Genomic DNA, 14,646 nt, shown 5'->3' with positions numbered 1-14,646 from the left:
CCTGACGTCAGGGTTTATATCGATAATATACAGAGGTGAGTATGAAAAAAGTGGTTCTAATGGCCCTGGCTCTCGGCCTGTCACTGCCTGCAATGGCGAGTGAAAAAGTCATTGATATGTACAAATCTGAAAACTGTGGCTGTTGTTCCCTGTGGGGCAAAGCGATGGAAAAAGACGGGTTCGAAGTGCGAACTCACGTCATGAATGATCAGGCGCTGTCAGCCCTGAAAGAAAAGCATGCTGTTCCTGCTGGACTACGAAGTTGTCATACCGCGGTTGTAGGTAATTTGATCATTGAAGGCCATGTGCCTGCGGCAACGATACATAAGGCCATGCAGTCTGGTTCGGGTATATACGGTCTCGCCACCCCCGGTATGCCAGCAGGAAGTCCGGGAATGGAGATGGGGGCCCGAAAAGAGGCTTACGATGTTATCGCATTCTCACCGGAGGGCAGTAAAAAAGTCTTCCAGCGAATCGAATAGTCAGCGGAACGGCTGATAACGGGACGCCGGCAGCAGGCACTCTTATGCCGGCGGCATTCGTGGTAATCGCATCCATGACATATCCTGAAGACAGAAAATGCTTCAGATATGCATAAGGAGAGTTACTGTGAAAAATGACAATGCAGTGGAACATAACAACCAGACTGCTTCTGAGCAGACATCATCCCCGGACGAGAGTCACGCATTGCATAAGGTGAGAGATCCCGTGTGCGGGATGGTCATCCTGCCTGACAAGGCGCACAGCAGCATTCGATACCAGGACCATCAGCTTTATTTCTGCTCCGCCAGCTGTGAGAGCAAATTTAAAGCCCATCCCGATCATTATTTTACCGAAGATGCCAGTGAACATCACCATCACCACGACCACCATGAAGTCAGCCCTGATAAGATAAAACAGTCTCACCGCCAGGCGGAGAAAGAGATTTCTGAAGGTGTGTGGACATGTCCGATGCATCCGGAGATACGCCGTAGTGGTCCCGGAAGCTGTCCTGTCTGTGGAATGGCACTGGAGCCGCTCGTAGCTACGGCATCCACGGGGACGAGTGATGAACTTCGCGACATGACAAGACGCTTCTGGCTGGGGTTGTTGCTGGCGTTTCCGGTTCTGATACTCGAAATGGGTTCTCATCTGTTTCCCGCTTTGAGGAATACAGTACCGCCACAGTACAACACGTGGCTGCAGTTACTTCTGGCCTCTCCTGTCGTGTTGTGGTGTGGCTGGCCATTCTTCGCCCGGGCCGGAATGTCGTTGCGTAACCGCTCCCTGAATATGTTTACTCTCGTTGCAATGGGGACCGGTGTAGCCTGGGTGTACAGCGTCATTGCAACCGTCTTCCCTTCCTGGTTTCCTGCATCGTTCAGAAACATGGATGGCCTGGTGGCCGTTTATTTTGAAGCCGCCGCTGTTATCACGGTGCTTGTTCTGCTGGGACAGGTCCTTGAATTACGCGCAAGGGAACAAACGTCGGGCGCCATTACCGCACTTCTGAACCTTGCTCCCAAAACCGCCAGACGACTGGATGATGATGGTCATGAAACGGACATTAATGCTGAAGATGTCCTGCCTGGCGATAAGCTCCGCATCAGGCCTGGAGAGAGTGTTCCGGTCGACGGTATCGTGATCAAAGGCAAAACGGCCATTGATGAATCGATGGTAACCGGGGAGTCAATGCCGGTTACCAAAACGGAGGGTGACCCTGTCATCGGCGGGACCATTAATCAGACAGGTAGTCTTATCATCCGTGCAGAGAAAGTCGGTGATGAAACGATGCTCTCACGAATTGTTCAGATGGTCGCTGATGCACAGCGTTCGCGTGCCCCCATCCAGAGAATGGCTGACAGCGTCTCAGGCTGGTTTGTTCCTCTGGTGATACTTATCGCGGTTGTTGCTTTCGTGATCTGGTCTGTCTGGGGGCCCGAGCCCAAGGTAGCGCACGGTCTGATTGCTGCTGTATCGGTCCTGATTATTGCCTGTCCCTGTGCGCTTGGGCTGGCCACGCCGATGTCGATAATGGTGGGGGTAGGCAAAGGAGCCCAGGCCGGGGTGTTAATCAAGAATGCCGAAGCGCTGGAGCGCCTTGAAAAAGTGGACACGCTGGTTGTCGATAAAACAGGCACGCTCACGGAAGGTGCGCCGACGGTGACAGGGATTATCAGTCTCAGTCCGGGTGGTGAAACATCTCTTTTACGTGTAACGGCCGCAGTGGAAAAAGGCTCGCAGCATCCGCTGGGTATGGCAGTAGTTAAAGCAGCACAGGAAAAGGGGATCGCGATACCCGCAGTCACTAATTTCAATGCCCCGTCGGGTAAAGGTGTCTCAGGCGATGTTGAAGGTCAACGGGTTGTTATCGGTAATGAGCTGGTTATGCAGGAAAACAGGATCGTTATTGATAATCAAAAGGCCGTTGCAGATACGTTGCGGATGGAAGGCGCTACCGTTATCTATGTGGCTACAGACGGGCACCTTGCAGGCCTGATAGCTATCTCGGATCCCGTGAAAGCAACTACGCCGGATGCGCTAAAAGCGTTACGTCAGGCGGGGATCCGCATTGTTATGCTCACCGGGGATAACCAGCTTACTGCTGAAGCAGTCGCACGGAAACTGGGAATAGATGAGGTTGAAGCCGGGATTCTGCCTGATGGCAAAAAAGCAGTGATAACCCGACTGAAAGAGTCTGGTCATGTGGTTGCGATGGCCGGAGACGGTGTGAATGATGCCCCGGCGTTGGCGGCGGCTGACGTGGGTATAGCCATGGGAACGGGTACAGATGTGGCAATAGAAAGTGCCGGCGTTACCCTTCTCAAAGGCGATTTGATGATACTGAACAGAGCACGTCATCTGTCAGAAATCACCATGACAAATATCCGGCAGAATCTGTTTTTTGCATTTATCTACAACGCACTTGGCGTGCCCGTGGCTGCTGGTCTGCTTTACCCGGTATATGGAATACTGCTGTCGCCAGTTATTGCGGCGGCGGCCATGGCTCTTTCCTCCGTCAGCGTCATTGTAAATGCGTTGCGTCTGAAAAGGGTCAGGCTCGGGAAATAACCCTGAATGAAGAGCCAGTTACGAACAGAAGGAGTCCGGAATGAAAAGTACAACTTATGCTCTTATTGCAGTCGCCGCGATCGCGGCATTTGCCCTCCTGCGCGAACACTGGTCACATGTGGCAGGTTACTGGCCATATCTGTTATTGCTGGTCTGCCCGCTAATGCATCTTTTCCACGGACACGGAGGGCATGGAGATCATCAACATCACGGAAGTGAAAACGATAAAAAAAATTAATCCGGCAGACGGGGCCGCGTCGCGGTCCCGTTATCAGTCCAGGTATCGTTCGTAGTCTCTGGCATGCGCAAAGGCATGCTGTTCGAGTTTGTTATCAGCGGGTACCGCTGCCCGGAACGCCAGCGAGTTAACAGGATTGTTATTGATGACCAGCTCGTAATGTAGATGAGGACCGGATGAACGTCCGCTGTTACCGGATAACGCAATAGCGCCTCCCCGGGTAACCCTGGCCCCTTTAGTAACGAGTATTTTATTGAGGTGGAGATAGCGAGTTTTAACACCGGCTTTTCCCGTTACTTCAACAAAATATCCCATAGTACTGTTGTATTCGGCCCGGGTGATTTTTCCGTCGATGACGCTAACTATTTTCGTGTTCATGGGCATGGAATAATCAATGCCATTATGGGGACTCACTTTTCCCGATACCGGGTTAAGTCTTGCAGGATTGAAAGGCGAACTTAGTCTTGCTGTGGTCGGTAACGGATAATCGAGACTGCCTTTCCCGGAAGTATCGGAAAGGTTATAGAACTTTTTGTCTGATATACGATACGCCGTGTAATTAAATGAACCGGACGTAAATTTATAGGCTACGACACGTGATTTTCCCGCTTTCTTTTGCAGTACGAGTTTTAATGATTCATTTTTTTTCAAATGCCGAAGATTAAACCGGGAAGGCAAAGAGCGCTGAAGGGTAGCGATCTCGTTCGATTCCAGGCCCGAGCGGGTGGCTGAAAGGTAGGCATTTTCTTTTACGACATCGGTAGAATACATTTACTGGAATTCGCCGTTAGCATGAACACTGCGGCGTATGCTAGGGGTTTTCTGGAGGCGTGTCATCTGTCAGTTAATCGGGAGCACCGTTGATGGTCATCATTTTTGTAACATATCTTGTTTCCCGTTTGCTCCTGAAGCTCTGGGAACTGTATGACAGGCCCGATAGTGATGAGTAGCGTTAATTATGCAGGTCACTATGCCGTAACCCCGCATAGTGACCTGCCAGTAAAATCGTCACCTCATCCCAGGGGGGAGCAGAAGTCGCTTACTGCTTGCCGCTTTCATACAATTCTCGAAGTTTTTTTGCCTGTATTTGATGAGCTTCGGCACCTGCATTATTGACACTCTCATGTATAAGTGCAGCTTTCTCACCGGCATTCAGTTCGCTAAAGGATAAGTTTTTTGTGTTTGCTTCACTTTCGTTCAGCATTTTTTTATGTTCCTCAATCATTTTTTGATGTGGATAAGAAGCGCTATTATTCATAAATGAATGAGCAATAATAGCTCTTTCATGTTCATTCATTTCAGAAAACGGAGTCGCTATATCTTTATTTTTTTCATCAGTATTCTGTTCATGCGTAGCCGCGTTCACATGGGAAATTGCAGAGGCATTATTGACGAAACGATGTGCGTCGTGCGCAATGTTACTGGACTGGGCAAAAACCGCCCCGGATAATAAAGAGGTTAACGCAGTGACAGCAATTAATGTTTTCATAATAAAATACCTTTCCTGACAAATAAAAAGAGGCTCACATAATCATATATAAAAATAACAGACACGTGGGAAAGATGACATAAATGTAATATAGCCAGTTACATTACACAATTGTAATGAATTTGTTTTGTAAGGTGTGCTAGCTTCATTTCATTGCAGGAGAATGAATCTAATTCAAATCGGTTCTCTATCTCTGCCATTAACCATATTTTAATTAAGGGATCGCCATGCAACTCAAAACGTCTCGACGAACTTTCCTGAAGGGGTTGACCCTCTCTGGTGTAGCCGGAAGTCTTGGCGTATGGAGCTTCAATGCACGTTCCAGTCTGAGCCTGCCACCTGCAGCATCCCTGGAGGGTACTCAGTTTGACCTGACCATTGGTGAAACGACCGTCAATATCACCGGCAGTCAGCGCCAGGCCAAAACCATCAATGGCGGCCTGCCGGGGCCCGTCCTTCGCTGGAAAGAAGGTGAAACTATTACCCTGAAGGTCAAAAACCGGCTCAATGAGCAGACATCCATTCACTGGCACGGCATTATTCTTCCGGCCAATATGGATGGTGTACCGGGACTGAGTTTTATGGGCATCGAGCCTGATGACACCTACGTCTACACCTTCAAGGTTAAGCAGAACGGGACTTACTGGTACCACAGCCATTCCGGTCTTCAGGAACAGGAAGGGGTATACGGTGCCATTATTATCGATGCCCAGGAGCCTGAACCTTTTGCTTACGATCGTGAGCATGTGATCATGTTGTCTGACTGGACCGATGAAAATCCTCAGCATCTGCTGAAAAAATTAAAAAAACAGTCGGATTACTACAATTTCAATAAACCAACCGTTGGCTCTTTTTTCCGTGATGTGAATACCAGGGGGCTGTCAGCCACCATTGCCGATCGGAAAATGTGGGCTGAAATGAAAATGAATCCAACTGACCTCGCGGATGTCAGCGGTTACACCTACACCTATCTCATGAACGGACAGGCCCCGCTGAAAAACTGGACCGGACTGTTCCGTCCGGGTGAAAAAATACGCTTACGGTTTATCAACGGCTCGGCAATGACCTATTTCGATATCCGCATTCCCGGGCTCAAAATGTCGGTTGTGGCTGCAGATGGTCAGTATGTCAATCCGGTCACCGTTGACGAATTCAGGATTGCAGTTGCCGAAACCTATGATGTCATCGTGGAGCCGCAGGGTGAGGCCTATACCATCTTCGCACAATCCATGGACAGAACCGGTTACGCTCGCGGGACTCTGGCCACAAGAGAGGGGTTAAGTGCTGCCGTTCCCGCTCTCGATCCTCGTCCTCTTCTGACCATGGAAGATATGGGTATGGGAGGAATGGGACATGATATGGCAGGAATGGATCACAGCCAGATGGGAGGCATGGATAACAGCGGACAGATGATGTCTATGGATGGCGCTGACCTGCCGGAAAGCGGGACATCCTCCGCGCCAGTGGACCACAGCAACATGGCCGGTATGGATCATTCCCAGATGGCCGGAATGCCGGGAATGCAAAGTCATCCTGCGTCAGAAACGGATAACCCGCTGGTTGATATGCAGGCGATGAGCGTCTCTCCGAAATTAAACGATCCGGGTATTGGTCTTCGAAATAACGGAAGAAAGGTTCTCACGTACGCGGATTTGAAAAGCCGCTTTGAGGATCCTGACGGACGTGAACCCGGACGAACGATAGAACTGCATTTAACCGGGCACATGGAAAAGTTTGCCTGGTCATTTAATGGCATTAAGTTTTCCGATGCCGCACCTGTGCTGCTGAAATACGGTGAGCGACTCAGAATCACGCTGGTCAACGATACCATGATGACTCACCCCATTCACCTGCATGGTATGTGGAGCGATCTGGAAGATGAAAACGGTAATTTCATGGTGCGTAAACATACAATAGATGTTCCTCCTGGTACCAAACGCAGTTACAGAGTGACAGCAGATGCGCTTGGCCGCTGGGCATATCACTGCCATTTGCTCTATCACATGGAAATGGGAATGTTTCGTGAAGTTCGGGTGGAGGAATGATGCGAATGAAGAGAAATTTTAAGGCCATACCGGTTTTGTTCGCCGGTTTGTTTACCTCACAGGTTTCGATCGCAGCGGGCTCAGTGTCTGCAGACCCCCACGCCGGGCACGACATGTCAGCTATGCAGATGTCAGCGGATGAGAACTTCACTGAGATGACGTCCATGGAGCCCGTTGTGACAGAGAGCAGAACGCCAATTCCGCCAGTTACCAATGCCGACCGAAAGGCTGCATTCGGCAATTTACAGGGGCATGCAATTCACGACAGTGCAATTAATTATCTGGTTCTGCTGGATCAGCTTGAATGGCAACGGTCGGATAACAGCAACAATTTCAGCTGGAGCGTTAACAGCTGGATCGGAGGCGACACAGACCGGCTTTGGCTAAAGAGCGAAGGTGAACGAAGCGGGGGAAAAACAGAGACGGCAGAAGCCCAGTTACTCTGGGGACATGCGGTTGGCCCATGGTGGGATTTGGTTGCGGGTGTCAGGCAGGAATTCAGACCTGAGTCAGCCCAGACCTGGGCTGCTGTCGGTTTTCAGGGACTTGCGCTCTATAATTTTGAGTCTGAAATTACGGGTTTTGTCAGTAATGGTGGAAAAGCCGCTCTGCGTCTGGGAGGAGAATACGACGTTTTACTTACTAACCGGCTCATACTCCAGCCATCCTATGAGGTGAATTTCTACAGTCAGGATGATGAATCGCGGGGGCGCGGCAGGGGATTAGCTGACACAGAGCTGGGGCTCCGGTTGCGCTATGAAATACGCCGCGAGTTTGCACCCTATGTAGGCGTCTCCTGGAATCAGCTTTACGGGAAAACATCCGATATGGCGAAAAGAGAGGGTGAGAAAGACCATCAGGTAGTATTCCTGGCGGGAGCCAGAATCTGGTTTTAATGCATTGACTTAAAACACTCAACTAAACAGGTAAATAATATGTCGATTTTACATAAAGCCACTCTTACAGGTGGCCTGGTTCTGGGCGTCGCTTTTTCTGCTATGGCCCATCCGGAATTAAAAAGCTCGGTTCCACAGGCTGATTCAGCTGTAGCGGCCCCGGAAAAGATTCAGCTAAATTTCACGGAAAATCTGACCGTGAAATTCTCAGGTGCAAAATTAACGATGACGGGTATGAAAGGCATGTCATCACATTCTCCGATGCCAGTCGCGGCAAAAGTGGCACCAGGCGCTGACCCTAAATCGATGGTCATTATTCCGCGAGAACCTTTACCCGCTGGCACTTATCGTGTTGACTGGCGCGCGGTTTCTTCAGATACGCACCCGATTACCGGTAATTACACTTTCACAGTGAAGTAATATCATGAACGAACTGATTATGATTGTTATTCGTTTTCTTCTTTATCTTGATTTGATGGTAATATTTGGATTGCCATTTTTTCAGATATATGGAATAAGCGGTGTAAGACATGAAGCGTATAACCTGACTAATTTCAGGTCGTTTATAACCTTTGCTGTTGTTGCAGGCATCATTCTTACTGGCATTAATATGCTCCTGGTATCTAATGCCATGAGCGGAGTAACTGATCTCAGAGAATTATCCATCCATATTATCGAGATGGTTATAGAAGAAACTGATGTAGGTATTAGCTGGATTGTCAGGCTCTGTGCCCTGTTTACCACACTCGGTGCTTTGTTCCTTTACACTAATAAGAGAGTATTGTCCTGCCTGCTAATGACGATGAGTGGGGGCGTGGCGCTGGCTACACTTGCCTGGGGAGGACACGCCGTCATGCATGACGGTCTGCATTACTACCTCCATTTACTGGGCGATCTAACTCATCTCGGCGCTGCAGGTGCCTGGACAGGTGCTCTGGTTGCATTTGCTATCCTGCTGATGCGCAGAAACGCGCATAATGCACAGAGCGTCAGTGTGATATCTGACTCTCTGGCAAAATTTGCAACCGCAGGAACGGTGATTGTTGTGGCTCTGATCCTGAGTGCGCTGGTCAACTATCTGTATATTGCTGAAGGTAACTTAACCCCCTTGTTCAACAGTGCCTGGGGGGGCATATTGCTTGCTAAAACGGCTCTGTTTGTTCTGATGCTTCTGCTGGCTGCAGCAAACCGGTTTCACCTTGGCCCCCGCCTTGAAGTTATGGTCAGGGAAGGGAATTATGTTCGCAGCGTTGCCATGATGCGAAACAGCATCCTGACAGAATTCTTCGTTGCGGTCGCCATTCTGGGGGCTGTATCTTGGCTAGGAACGCTTGCTCCGTCTCAGGCAAGCTAGTGATCCGTAATATTTTTACCATCATATCATCGAGTTAACCATGCAGCGTATTTTAATCGTTGAAGACGAACATAAAACAGGTAGTTACCTGCAGCAGGGACTGGTTGAGGAGGGCTATCAGGCCGATCTCTTTGATAATGGCCGCGATGGTCTCGGGGCCGCGTCGAAAGGACAGTATGATTTGATAATACTGGACGTGATGCTGCCTTTCCTCGACGGGTGGCAAATCATCAGCGCACTGAGGGAGTCCGGGCACGAAGAACCGGTCCTGTTTTTAACCGCAAAGGACAACGTACGGGACAAAGTGAAAGGGCTGGAGCTTGGCGCAGATGACTATCTTATCAAGCCCTTCGATTTTACAGAGCTGGTTGCACGGGTAAGAACCTTATTGCGCCGGGCCCGTTCACAGACTGCCACGGTTTGCACCATAGCTGACATGACCGTCGATATGGTGCGGCGGACAGTGACACGCTCAGGTAAAAAGATCCATCTCACCGGCAAAGAATACGTTCTGCTTGAACTGCTGCTGCAACGCACCGGAGAAGTGTTACCCAGAAGTCTTATCTCGTCACTGGTCTGGAATATAAATTTTGACAGTGATACGAATGTGATAGATGTTGCCGTGAGACGGCTCAGAAGCAAAATTGACGATGACTATGAGCCAAAACTGATCCATACCGTGCGCGGTGCCGGATATATTCTGGAGATCAGAGAAGAGTGAGATTCAAAATTTCCCTGACCACGCGCCTGAGTCTGATTTTTTCTGCAGTTATGCTGACTGTATGGTGGTTATCAAGTTTTTTACTGATTAGCACCCTTAATGGCTATTTCGATAATCAGGATCGGGATTTTCTGACAGGTAAACTTCAGCTTACTGAAGAGTTTCTGAAAGCAGAAACGTTCCAAAATAAAACTGATATTAAATCATTATCAGAAAAAATAAATGATGCGATGATAGGGCACAGTGGATTATTCATATCTATAAAAAACATGGAAAATGAAAAAATCGTGGAGCTGTATGCTAAAAATTCTGCGGTCCCTGAGATCCTGTTAAATAAGTCAGGTGATATTCTCGACTATATGATCCAGACTGAAGAAAATAATACTGTTTACCGCAGCATCTCACGTCGGGTTGCAGTGACTCCGGAACAGGGTAAAAGCAAACATTTCATCATTACGGTTGCCACGGATACAGGGTATCACACCCTGTTTATGGACAAACTCAGCACCTGGCTGTTCTGGTTCAATATAGGTCTGGTCTTTATTTCAATTTTTCTGGGCTGGCTGACCACACGTATTGGTCTGAAACCGTTACGGGAAATGACCAGCCTGGCTTCCTCCATGACGGTGCATAGCCTGGATCAGCGTCTTAATCCCGATCTGGCTCCGCCGGAAATCTCTGAGACCATGCAGGAGTTCAATAACATGTTCGATCGCCTGGAGGGGTCATTCCGGAAACTGTCAGATTTCTCGTCTGACATCGCGCATGAATTGCGCACACCGGTCAGTAATCTGATGATGCAGACGCAGTTTGCACTGGCTAAGGAAAGGGAGGTTTCGCATTACCGCGAAATTTTATTCGCTAACCTGGAAGAACTGAAAAGGTTGTCACGAATGACCAGTGACATGCTTTTTCTGGCACGTTCAGAGCATGGTCTGCTGCAGCTGGAGAAACATGATGTGGATCTGGCCGCCGAACTGAATGAATTACGTGAGTTATTCGAGCCCCTGGCAGACGAAACAGGAAAGACAATCACGGTTGAAGGAGAGGGCGTTGTTGCCGGAGACAGCGATATGCTGCGACGTGCTTTCAGTAACCTGCTCTCCAATGCTATCAAGTATTCTCCCGATAACACCTGTACAGCGATACGCCTTGAGCGTGACAGTGACTGTGTGAACGTGATGATTACCAATACGATGTCTGGCCCGGTTCCCGCTAATCTTGAACGTTTGTTTGACCGGTTCTATCGCGCAGACTCATCAAGGGTCCACAACACGGAAGGCGCGGGGCTGGGATTATCAATTACAAGGTCGATCATTCATGCTCACGGCGGCGAGCTGTCAGCAGAACAGCAGGGGCGGGAAATTGTGTTCAAAGTGCGCCTGTTAATGGATTAATCCCGTTATTCAGGAGAAACCTGAAAGGTGACAAAATTGTCATCATTCAGTCACGCGATAAACAGAGGCGGTTTTTTATAATCAGTCATAAATCAGGACCAGCGTGATAACCCAATCGCCCGGTTCCTGGAGTGATGATTAACCAGCCCTGTAATCAAATGCTTTAGCATTGATTGTTCGGGTATGAAAACACCGGAGACCCAACCATGAAAAAGATTCTTGTATCCTTTATTGCCATGATGGCTGTCGCTTCATCTGCCATGGCTTCAGAGACAATGAACATGCATGACCAGGTAAATAATGCCCAGGCACCGGCCCATCAGATGCAGTCTTCAACTGTTAAAAGCACAGTTGAGGGAGAGAGCATGAAAATGATGGATATGAATGACCACGATAAGGCAGCAATGTCCCATGAAATGATGCAAAACAGTAATTCTGCCGCTCACCAGGACATGGCTGAAATGCATAAAAAAATGATGAATGCTAAACCAGGGGCTACCAACGAAACAGCAAAGTCATTTTCTGAAATGAGCGAGCATGAGAAGGCCGCAGTAGTGCATGAGAAGGCGAATAATGGTCAGTCTTCCGTTGTTCACCAGCAGCAGGCTGAAAAGCATCGCAGTCAGATCACCCAGAATTAACCCGCAGCTCCACTTGTAAGACCCTCATTTGACGCCAAATTCACTGGCTTACGCTCCTGCCCGGGAGCGTTTTTTTTATGCTTCACTACAATGTAGCCGTGAAGCCAACAACGACTATTTGTCCCCCACTCCACAGAGCATGTTTTCTATCCTTACATGAAATAGCCCTCCCATATAGATACGAAAAAACATATGTGTTTTTTGACTTTTAGCCTCAGAAGCGCGAAACTCGCCATTCAAAGCAGGAGAGTATAATGACACAAATTTCATCCCTACAACTTTTCAAAATCCTATCTGATGAGACCCGTCTGGGTATCGTACTGCTGCTCAGAGAGATGGGAGAGCTATGCGTGTGCGATCTCTGCACGGCACTGGAACAGTCACAACCCAAGATCTCCCGCCATCTGGCGATGCTTCGGGAATGTGGACTGTTGCTGGATCGCAAACAGGGCAAGTGGGTTCACTACCGCTTATCCCCACATATTCCTTCCTGGGCCGCTCAGGTGATTGAGCAGGCCTGGTTAAGCCAACAGGACGACGTGCAGACCATCGCCCGTAAGCTGGCATCAGCCAACTGCTCTGGAAGCGGTAAGGCTGTTTGTATCTAAAAAATTTGCCTGAACATATATGATTTTACGAATGTGAGGTATCAAAGATGAAAACGTTAACCGTGTTTGATCCGGCGATGTGCTGCAGTACCGGCGTTTGTGGTTCAGATGTTGATCAGGTTCTGGTCGATTTTTCTGCTGATGTGCAATGGCTGAAAGGGCGTGGGGTTCAGATCGAACGTTACAACCTGGCGCAACAGCCGATGAGCTTCGTTGAGAACGCTAAAGCGAAAGCATTCCTTGAAGCTTCTGGAGCCGAAGGGCTTCCGCTGCTGTTGCTGGATGGCGAAACGGTGATAGCAGGGCGTTATCCCAAACGTGCTGAACTGGCTCGCTGGTTAGGTATTCCGCTGGAGAAAGTGGGCGTGGCTCCGACAAGCTGCTGTGGTGGTAACACTTCCTGTTGTTGAGTATGTCAGGAGAACATATGCATTTTTTACAGAATATCCCGCCTTACCTGTTTTTCACTGGCAAAGGAGGAGTAGGTAAAACCTCAATTTCCTGCGCTACAGCTATACGCCTGGCAGAACAGGGCAAGCGCGTCCTGCTTGTCAGTACCGATCCGGCTTCTAACGTTGGTCAGGTATTCGATCAGACTATCGGGAAAACTATCCAGCCCGTGACTGCTGTGTCTGGTCTTTCGGCTCTGGAGATTGACCCGCAGGATGCCGCCCAGCAATACCGCGCCAGAATCGTTGACCCTATTAAAGGTCTTTTGCCTGATGACGTTGTTAACAGCATCAGTGAACAGCTTTCAGGAGCTTGTACGACAGAGATTGCTGCGTTCGACGAGTTTACTGGCTTACTGACCGACGCTTCTCTGCTGACCCGCTTCGATCACATCATTTTTGATACTGCCCCAACGGGCCACACTATTCGCCTTCTTCAGCTTCCCGGAGCCTGGAGCAGCTTCATCGAAAGTAACCCAGATGGTGCTTCCTGTCTTGGGCCGATGGCGGGGCTGGAAAAGCAGCGTGAGCAATATGCTCATGCGGTTGAGGCATTATCCGATCCTGAACGAACTCGCCTTGTGCTGGTCGCGCGATTGCAAAAATCAACACTGCAGGAAGTCGCTCGTACTCATGGCGAATTATCAGCTATTGGCCTTAAAAATCAGTATTTAGTCATTAACGGTGTCCTGCCTGCGAGCGAAACAGAACGTGATGCACTGGCCGCTGCAATATGGCAACGGGAGCAAGAGGCGCTGGCAAATCTTCCTGCCAGATTATCTGATTTGCCGACAGACAACTTATACCTTCAGCCGCTGAACATGGTTGGTGTGTCCGCATTGAAAGGCCTGCTCAACGAACACGCTGAGATAACATCGCTTCCTGAACAAAGCACACAGAACAAGCCAGAGAATATGTCGTTGTCTGTCCTGGTTGATGATATCGCCCGCAGTGAACACGGTTTGATTATGCTGATGGGCAAAGGTGGTGTGGGTAAAACCACAATGGCTGCGGCTATCGCCGTCAGTCTGGCGGATAAGGGTTTTGATGTGCATCTCACCACCTCAGATCCTGCTGCACATCTCAGTACAACGCTCAATGGCAGCCTTAAAAATCTGCAGGTCGGCCGAATCAACCCTCACGATGAAACTGAACGCTATCGTCAGCATGTTCTTGAGACGAAAGGCAGGGATCTGGATGAGGCCGGGAAGCGGCTGCTCGAAGAGGATTTACGTTCTCCTTGCACAGAAGAGATTGCGGTGTTCCAGGCGTTCTCACGCGTCATCCGTGAAGCAGGCAAACGGTTTGTGGTCATGGATACGGCACCGACCGGGCATACGCTATTACTGCTTGATGCGACCGGGGCTTATCACCGTGAGATTGCCAGGAAGATGGAGGATAAAGGTCATTTTACCACTCCGATGATGCAGCTTCAGGACCCGGAACGTACCAAAGTCTTGCTGGTCACTCTGCCTGAAACCACACCTGTACTGGAAGCGGCAAACCTGCAGTCCGATCTTGAACGTGCGGGGATTCATCCCTGGGGCTGGATTATCAATAACAGCCTTTCGATGGCACTGTTGCAAAGTTAGCGATGAGGCAGCCTTTTGTCTTATTCAAAGGCCTTACATTTCAAAAACTCTGCTTACCAGGCGCATTTCGCCCAGGGGATCACCATAATAAAATGCTGAGGCCTGGCCTTTGCGTAGTGCACGCATCACCTCAATACCTTTGATGGTGGCGTAAGCCGTCTTCAT

Annotated in this window: 14 protein-coding genes and 2 pseudogenes; 13 read left to right on the top strand and 3 right to left on the bottom strand. The window is 49.3% G+C overall.

All coding sequences use genetic code 11. The features are described 5' to 3' along the window. Positions 1-41 precede the first annotated feature (41 nt). The 3 genes from ACHHZ6_RS11870 to ACHHZ6_RS11860 all read left to right on the top strand — a co-directional run bounded on the left by ACHHZ6_RS11870 (position 42) and on the right by ACHHZ6_RS11860 (position 3,289). Entirely contained in the window at positions 42-482 is a 441-nt protein-coding gene (locus tag ACHHZ6_RS11870) for a DUF411 domain-containing protein (RefSeq protein WP_002436620.1), read from the top strand. Between the two features lie 97 nt (positions 483-579). Continuing rightward, positions 580-3,051, top strand: a complete 2,472-nt coding sequence (gene silP, locus ACHHZ6_RS11865) for an Ag(+)-translocating P-type ATPase SilP (protein WP_143188264.1) — start codon at positions 580-582, stop codon at positions 3,049-3,051. Positions 3,052-3,091: 40 nt separating this feature from the next. Next, on the top strand, positions 3,092-3,289 hold the full coding sequence (locus ACHHZ6_RS11860) for a DUF2933 domain-containing protein (protein WP_000843494.1): 198 nt from the start codon (positions 3,092-3,094) through the stop codon (positions 3,287-3,289). A gap of 33 nt (positions 3,290-3,322) precedes the next feature. On the opposite strand, the gene ACHHZ6_RS11855 is transcribed toward ACHHZ6_RS11860, so the two are convergent. After that, positions 3,323-4,060: a peptidoglycan DD-metalloendopeptidase family protein gene (locus ACHHZ6_RS11855; RefSeq protein WP_032951218.1), complete on the bottom strand. Its 738-nt coding sequence runs from the start codon at positions 4,058-4,060 to the stop codon at positions 3,323-3,325. Between the two features lie 268 nt (positions 4,061-4,328). Beyond that, positions 4,329-4,778: a hypothetical protein gene (locus ACHHZ6_RS11850; RefSeq protein ID WP_008786776.1), complete on the bottom strand. Its 450-nt coding sequence runs from the start codon at positions 4,776-4,778 to the stop codon at positions 4,329-4,331. Between the two features lie 227 nt (positions 4,779-5,005). Between ACHHZ6_RS11850 and pcoA the strand changes: the two genes are divergently transcribed. The 10 genes and pseudogenes from pcoA to arsA form a co-directional block, all read left to right on the top strand. Then, positions 5,006-6,823, top strand: coding sequence for a multicopper oxidase PcoA (gene pcoA, locus ACHHZ6_RS11845; protein WP_008786777.1), 1,818 nt, complete (start codon positions 5,006-5,008; stop codon positions 6,821-6,823). Between the two features lie 5 nt (positions 6,824-6,828). Next, the gene (gene pcoB, locus ACHHZ6_RS11840; RefSeq protein WP_074147394.1) at positions 6,829-7,719 is read left to right on the top strand and encodes a copper resistance outer membrane transporter PcoB; all 891 of its coding nucleotides are present in this window, start codon (positions 6,829-6,831) and stop codon (positions 7,717-7,719) included. Positions 7,720-7,758: 39 nt separating this feature from the next. Further along, on the top strand, positions 7,759-8,139 hold the full coding sequence (pcoC, locus tag ACHHZ6_RS11835) for a copper resistance system metallochaperone PcoC (RefSeq protein WP_032951225.1): 381 nt from the start codon (positions 7,759-7,761) through the stop codon (positions 8,137-8,139). A 55-nt stretch (positions 8,140-8,194) separates the two neighbouring features. Then, on the top strand, positions 8,195-9,073 hold the full coding sequence (gene pcoD / locus ACHHZ6_RS11830; protein ID WP_230586310.1) for a copper resistance inner membrane protein PcoD: 879 nt from the start codon (positions 8,195-8,197) through the stop codon (positions 9,071-9,073). A 40-nt stretch (positions 9,074-9,113) separates the two neighbouring features. Then, complete coding sequence (pcoR, locus tag ACHHZ6_RS11825) at positions 9,114-9,794, top strand: copper response regulator transcription factor PcoR (protein WP_008786781.1); 681 nt, start codon at positions 9,114-9,116, stop codon at positions 9,792-9,794. Beyond that, positions 9,791-11,191: a copper resistance membrane spanning protein PcoS gene (gene pcoS / locus ACHHZ6_RS11820; protein ID WP_008786782.1), complete on the top strand. Its 1,401-nt coding sequence runs from the start codon at positions 9,791-9,793 to the stop codon at positions 11,189-11,191. Before pcoR ends, pcoS begins: the two co-directional genes overlap by 4 nt. A 206-nt stretch (positions 11,192-11,397) precedes the next feature. Then, positions 11,398-11,832, top strand: coding sequence for a hypothetical protein (locus ACHHZ6_RS11815; protein ID WP_008786783.1), 435 nt, complete (start codon positions 11,398-11,400; stop codon positions 11,830-11,832). 254 nt (positions 11,833-12,086) lie between these two features. Then, the gene (gene arsR, locus ACHHZ6_RS11810; RefSeq protein ID WP_008786784.1) at positions 12,087-12,440 is read left to right on the top strand and encodes an As(III)-sensing metalloregulatory transcriptional repressor ArsR; all 354 of its coding nucleotides are present in this window, start codon (positions 12,087-12,089) and stop codon (positions 12,438-12,440) included. A gap of 47 nt (positions 12,441-12,487) precedes the next feature. Continuing rightward, the gene (gene arsD / locus ACHHZ6_RS11805) at positions 12,488-12,850 is read left to right on the top strand and encodes an arsenite efflux transporter metallochaperone ArsD (protein WP_395122257.1); all 363 of its coding nucleotides are present in this window, start codon (positions 12,488-12,490) and stop codon (positions 12,848-12,850) included. Between the two features lie 17 nt (positions 12,851-12,867). Further along, positions 12,868-14,466, top strand: a pseudogene (arsA, locus tag ACHHZ6_RS11800) (arsenite efflux transporter ATPase subunit ArsA); the annotation flags it as partial. A gap of 48 nt (positions 14,467-14,514) precedes the next feature. Here arsA and ACHHZ6_RS11795 read toward each other — a convergent pair. Further along, a pseudogene (locus ACHHZ6_RS11795) lies at positions 14,515-14,646 on the bottom strand (IS6 family transposase); the annotation flags it as partial.

Origin of the sequence: Enterobacter cloacae complex sp. 2024EL-00214 (assembly GCF_043945575.1) — a bacterium.
In the GTDB taxonomy this organism is placed as follows: Bacteria; Pseudomonadota; Gammaproteobacteria; order Enterobacterales; family Enterobacteriaceae; genus Enterobacter; species Enterobacter cloacae_P.
This window is presented reverse-complemented; position numbering and strand designations above follow the sequence as displayed.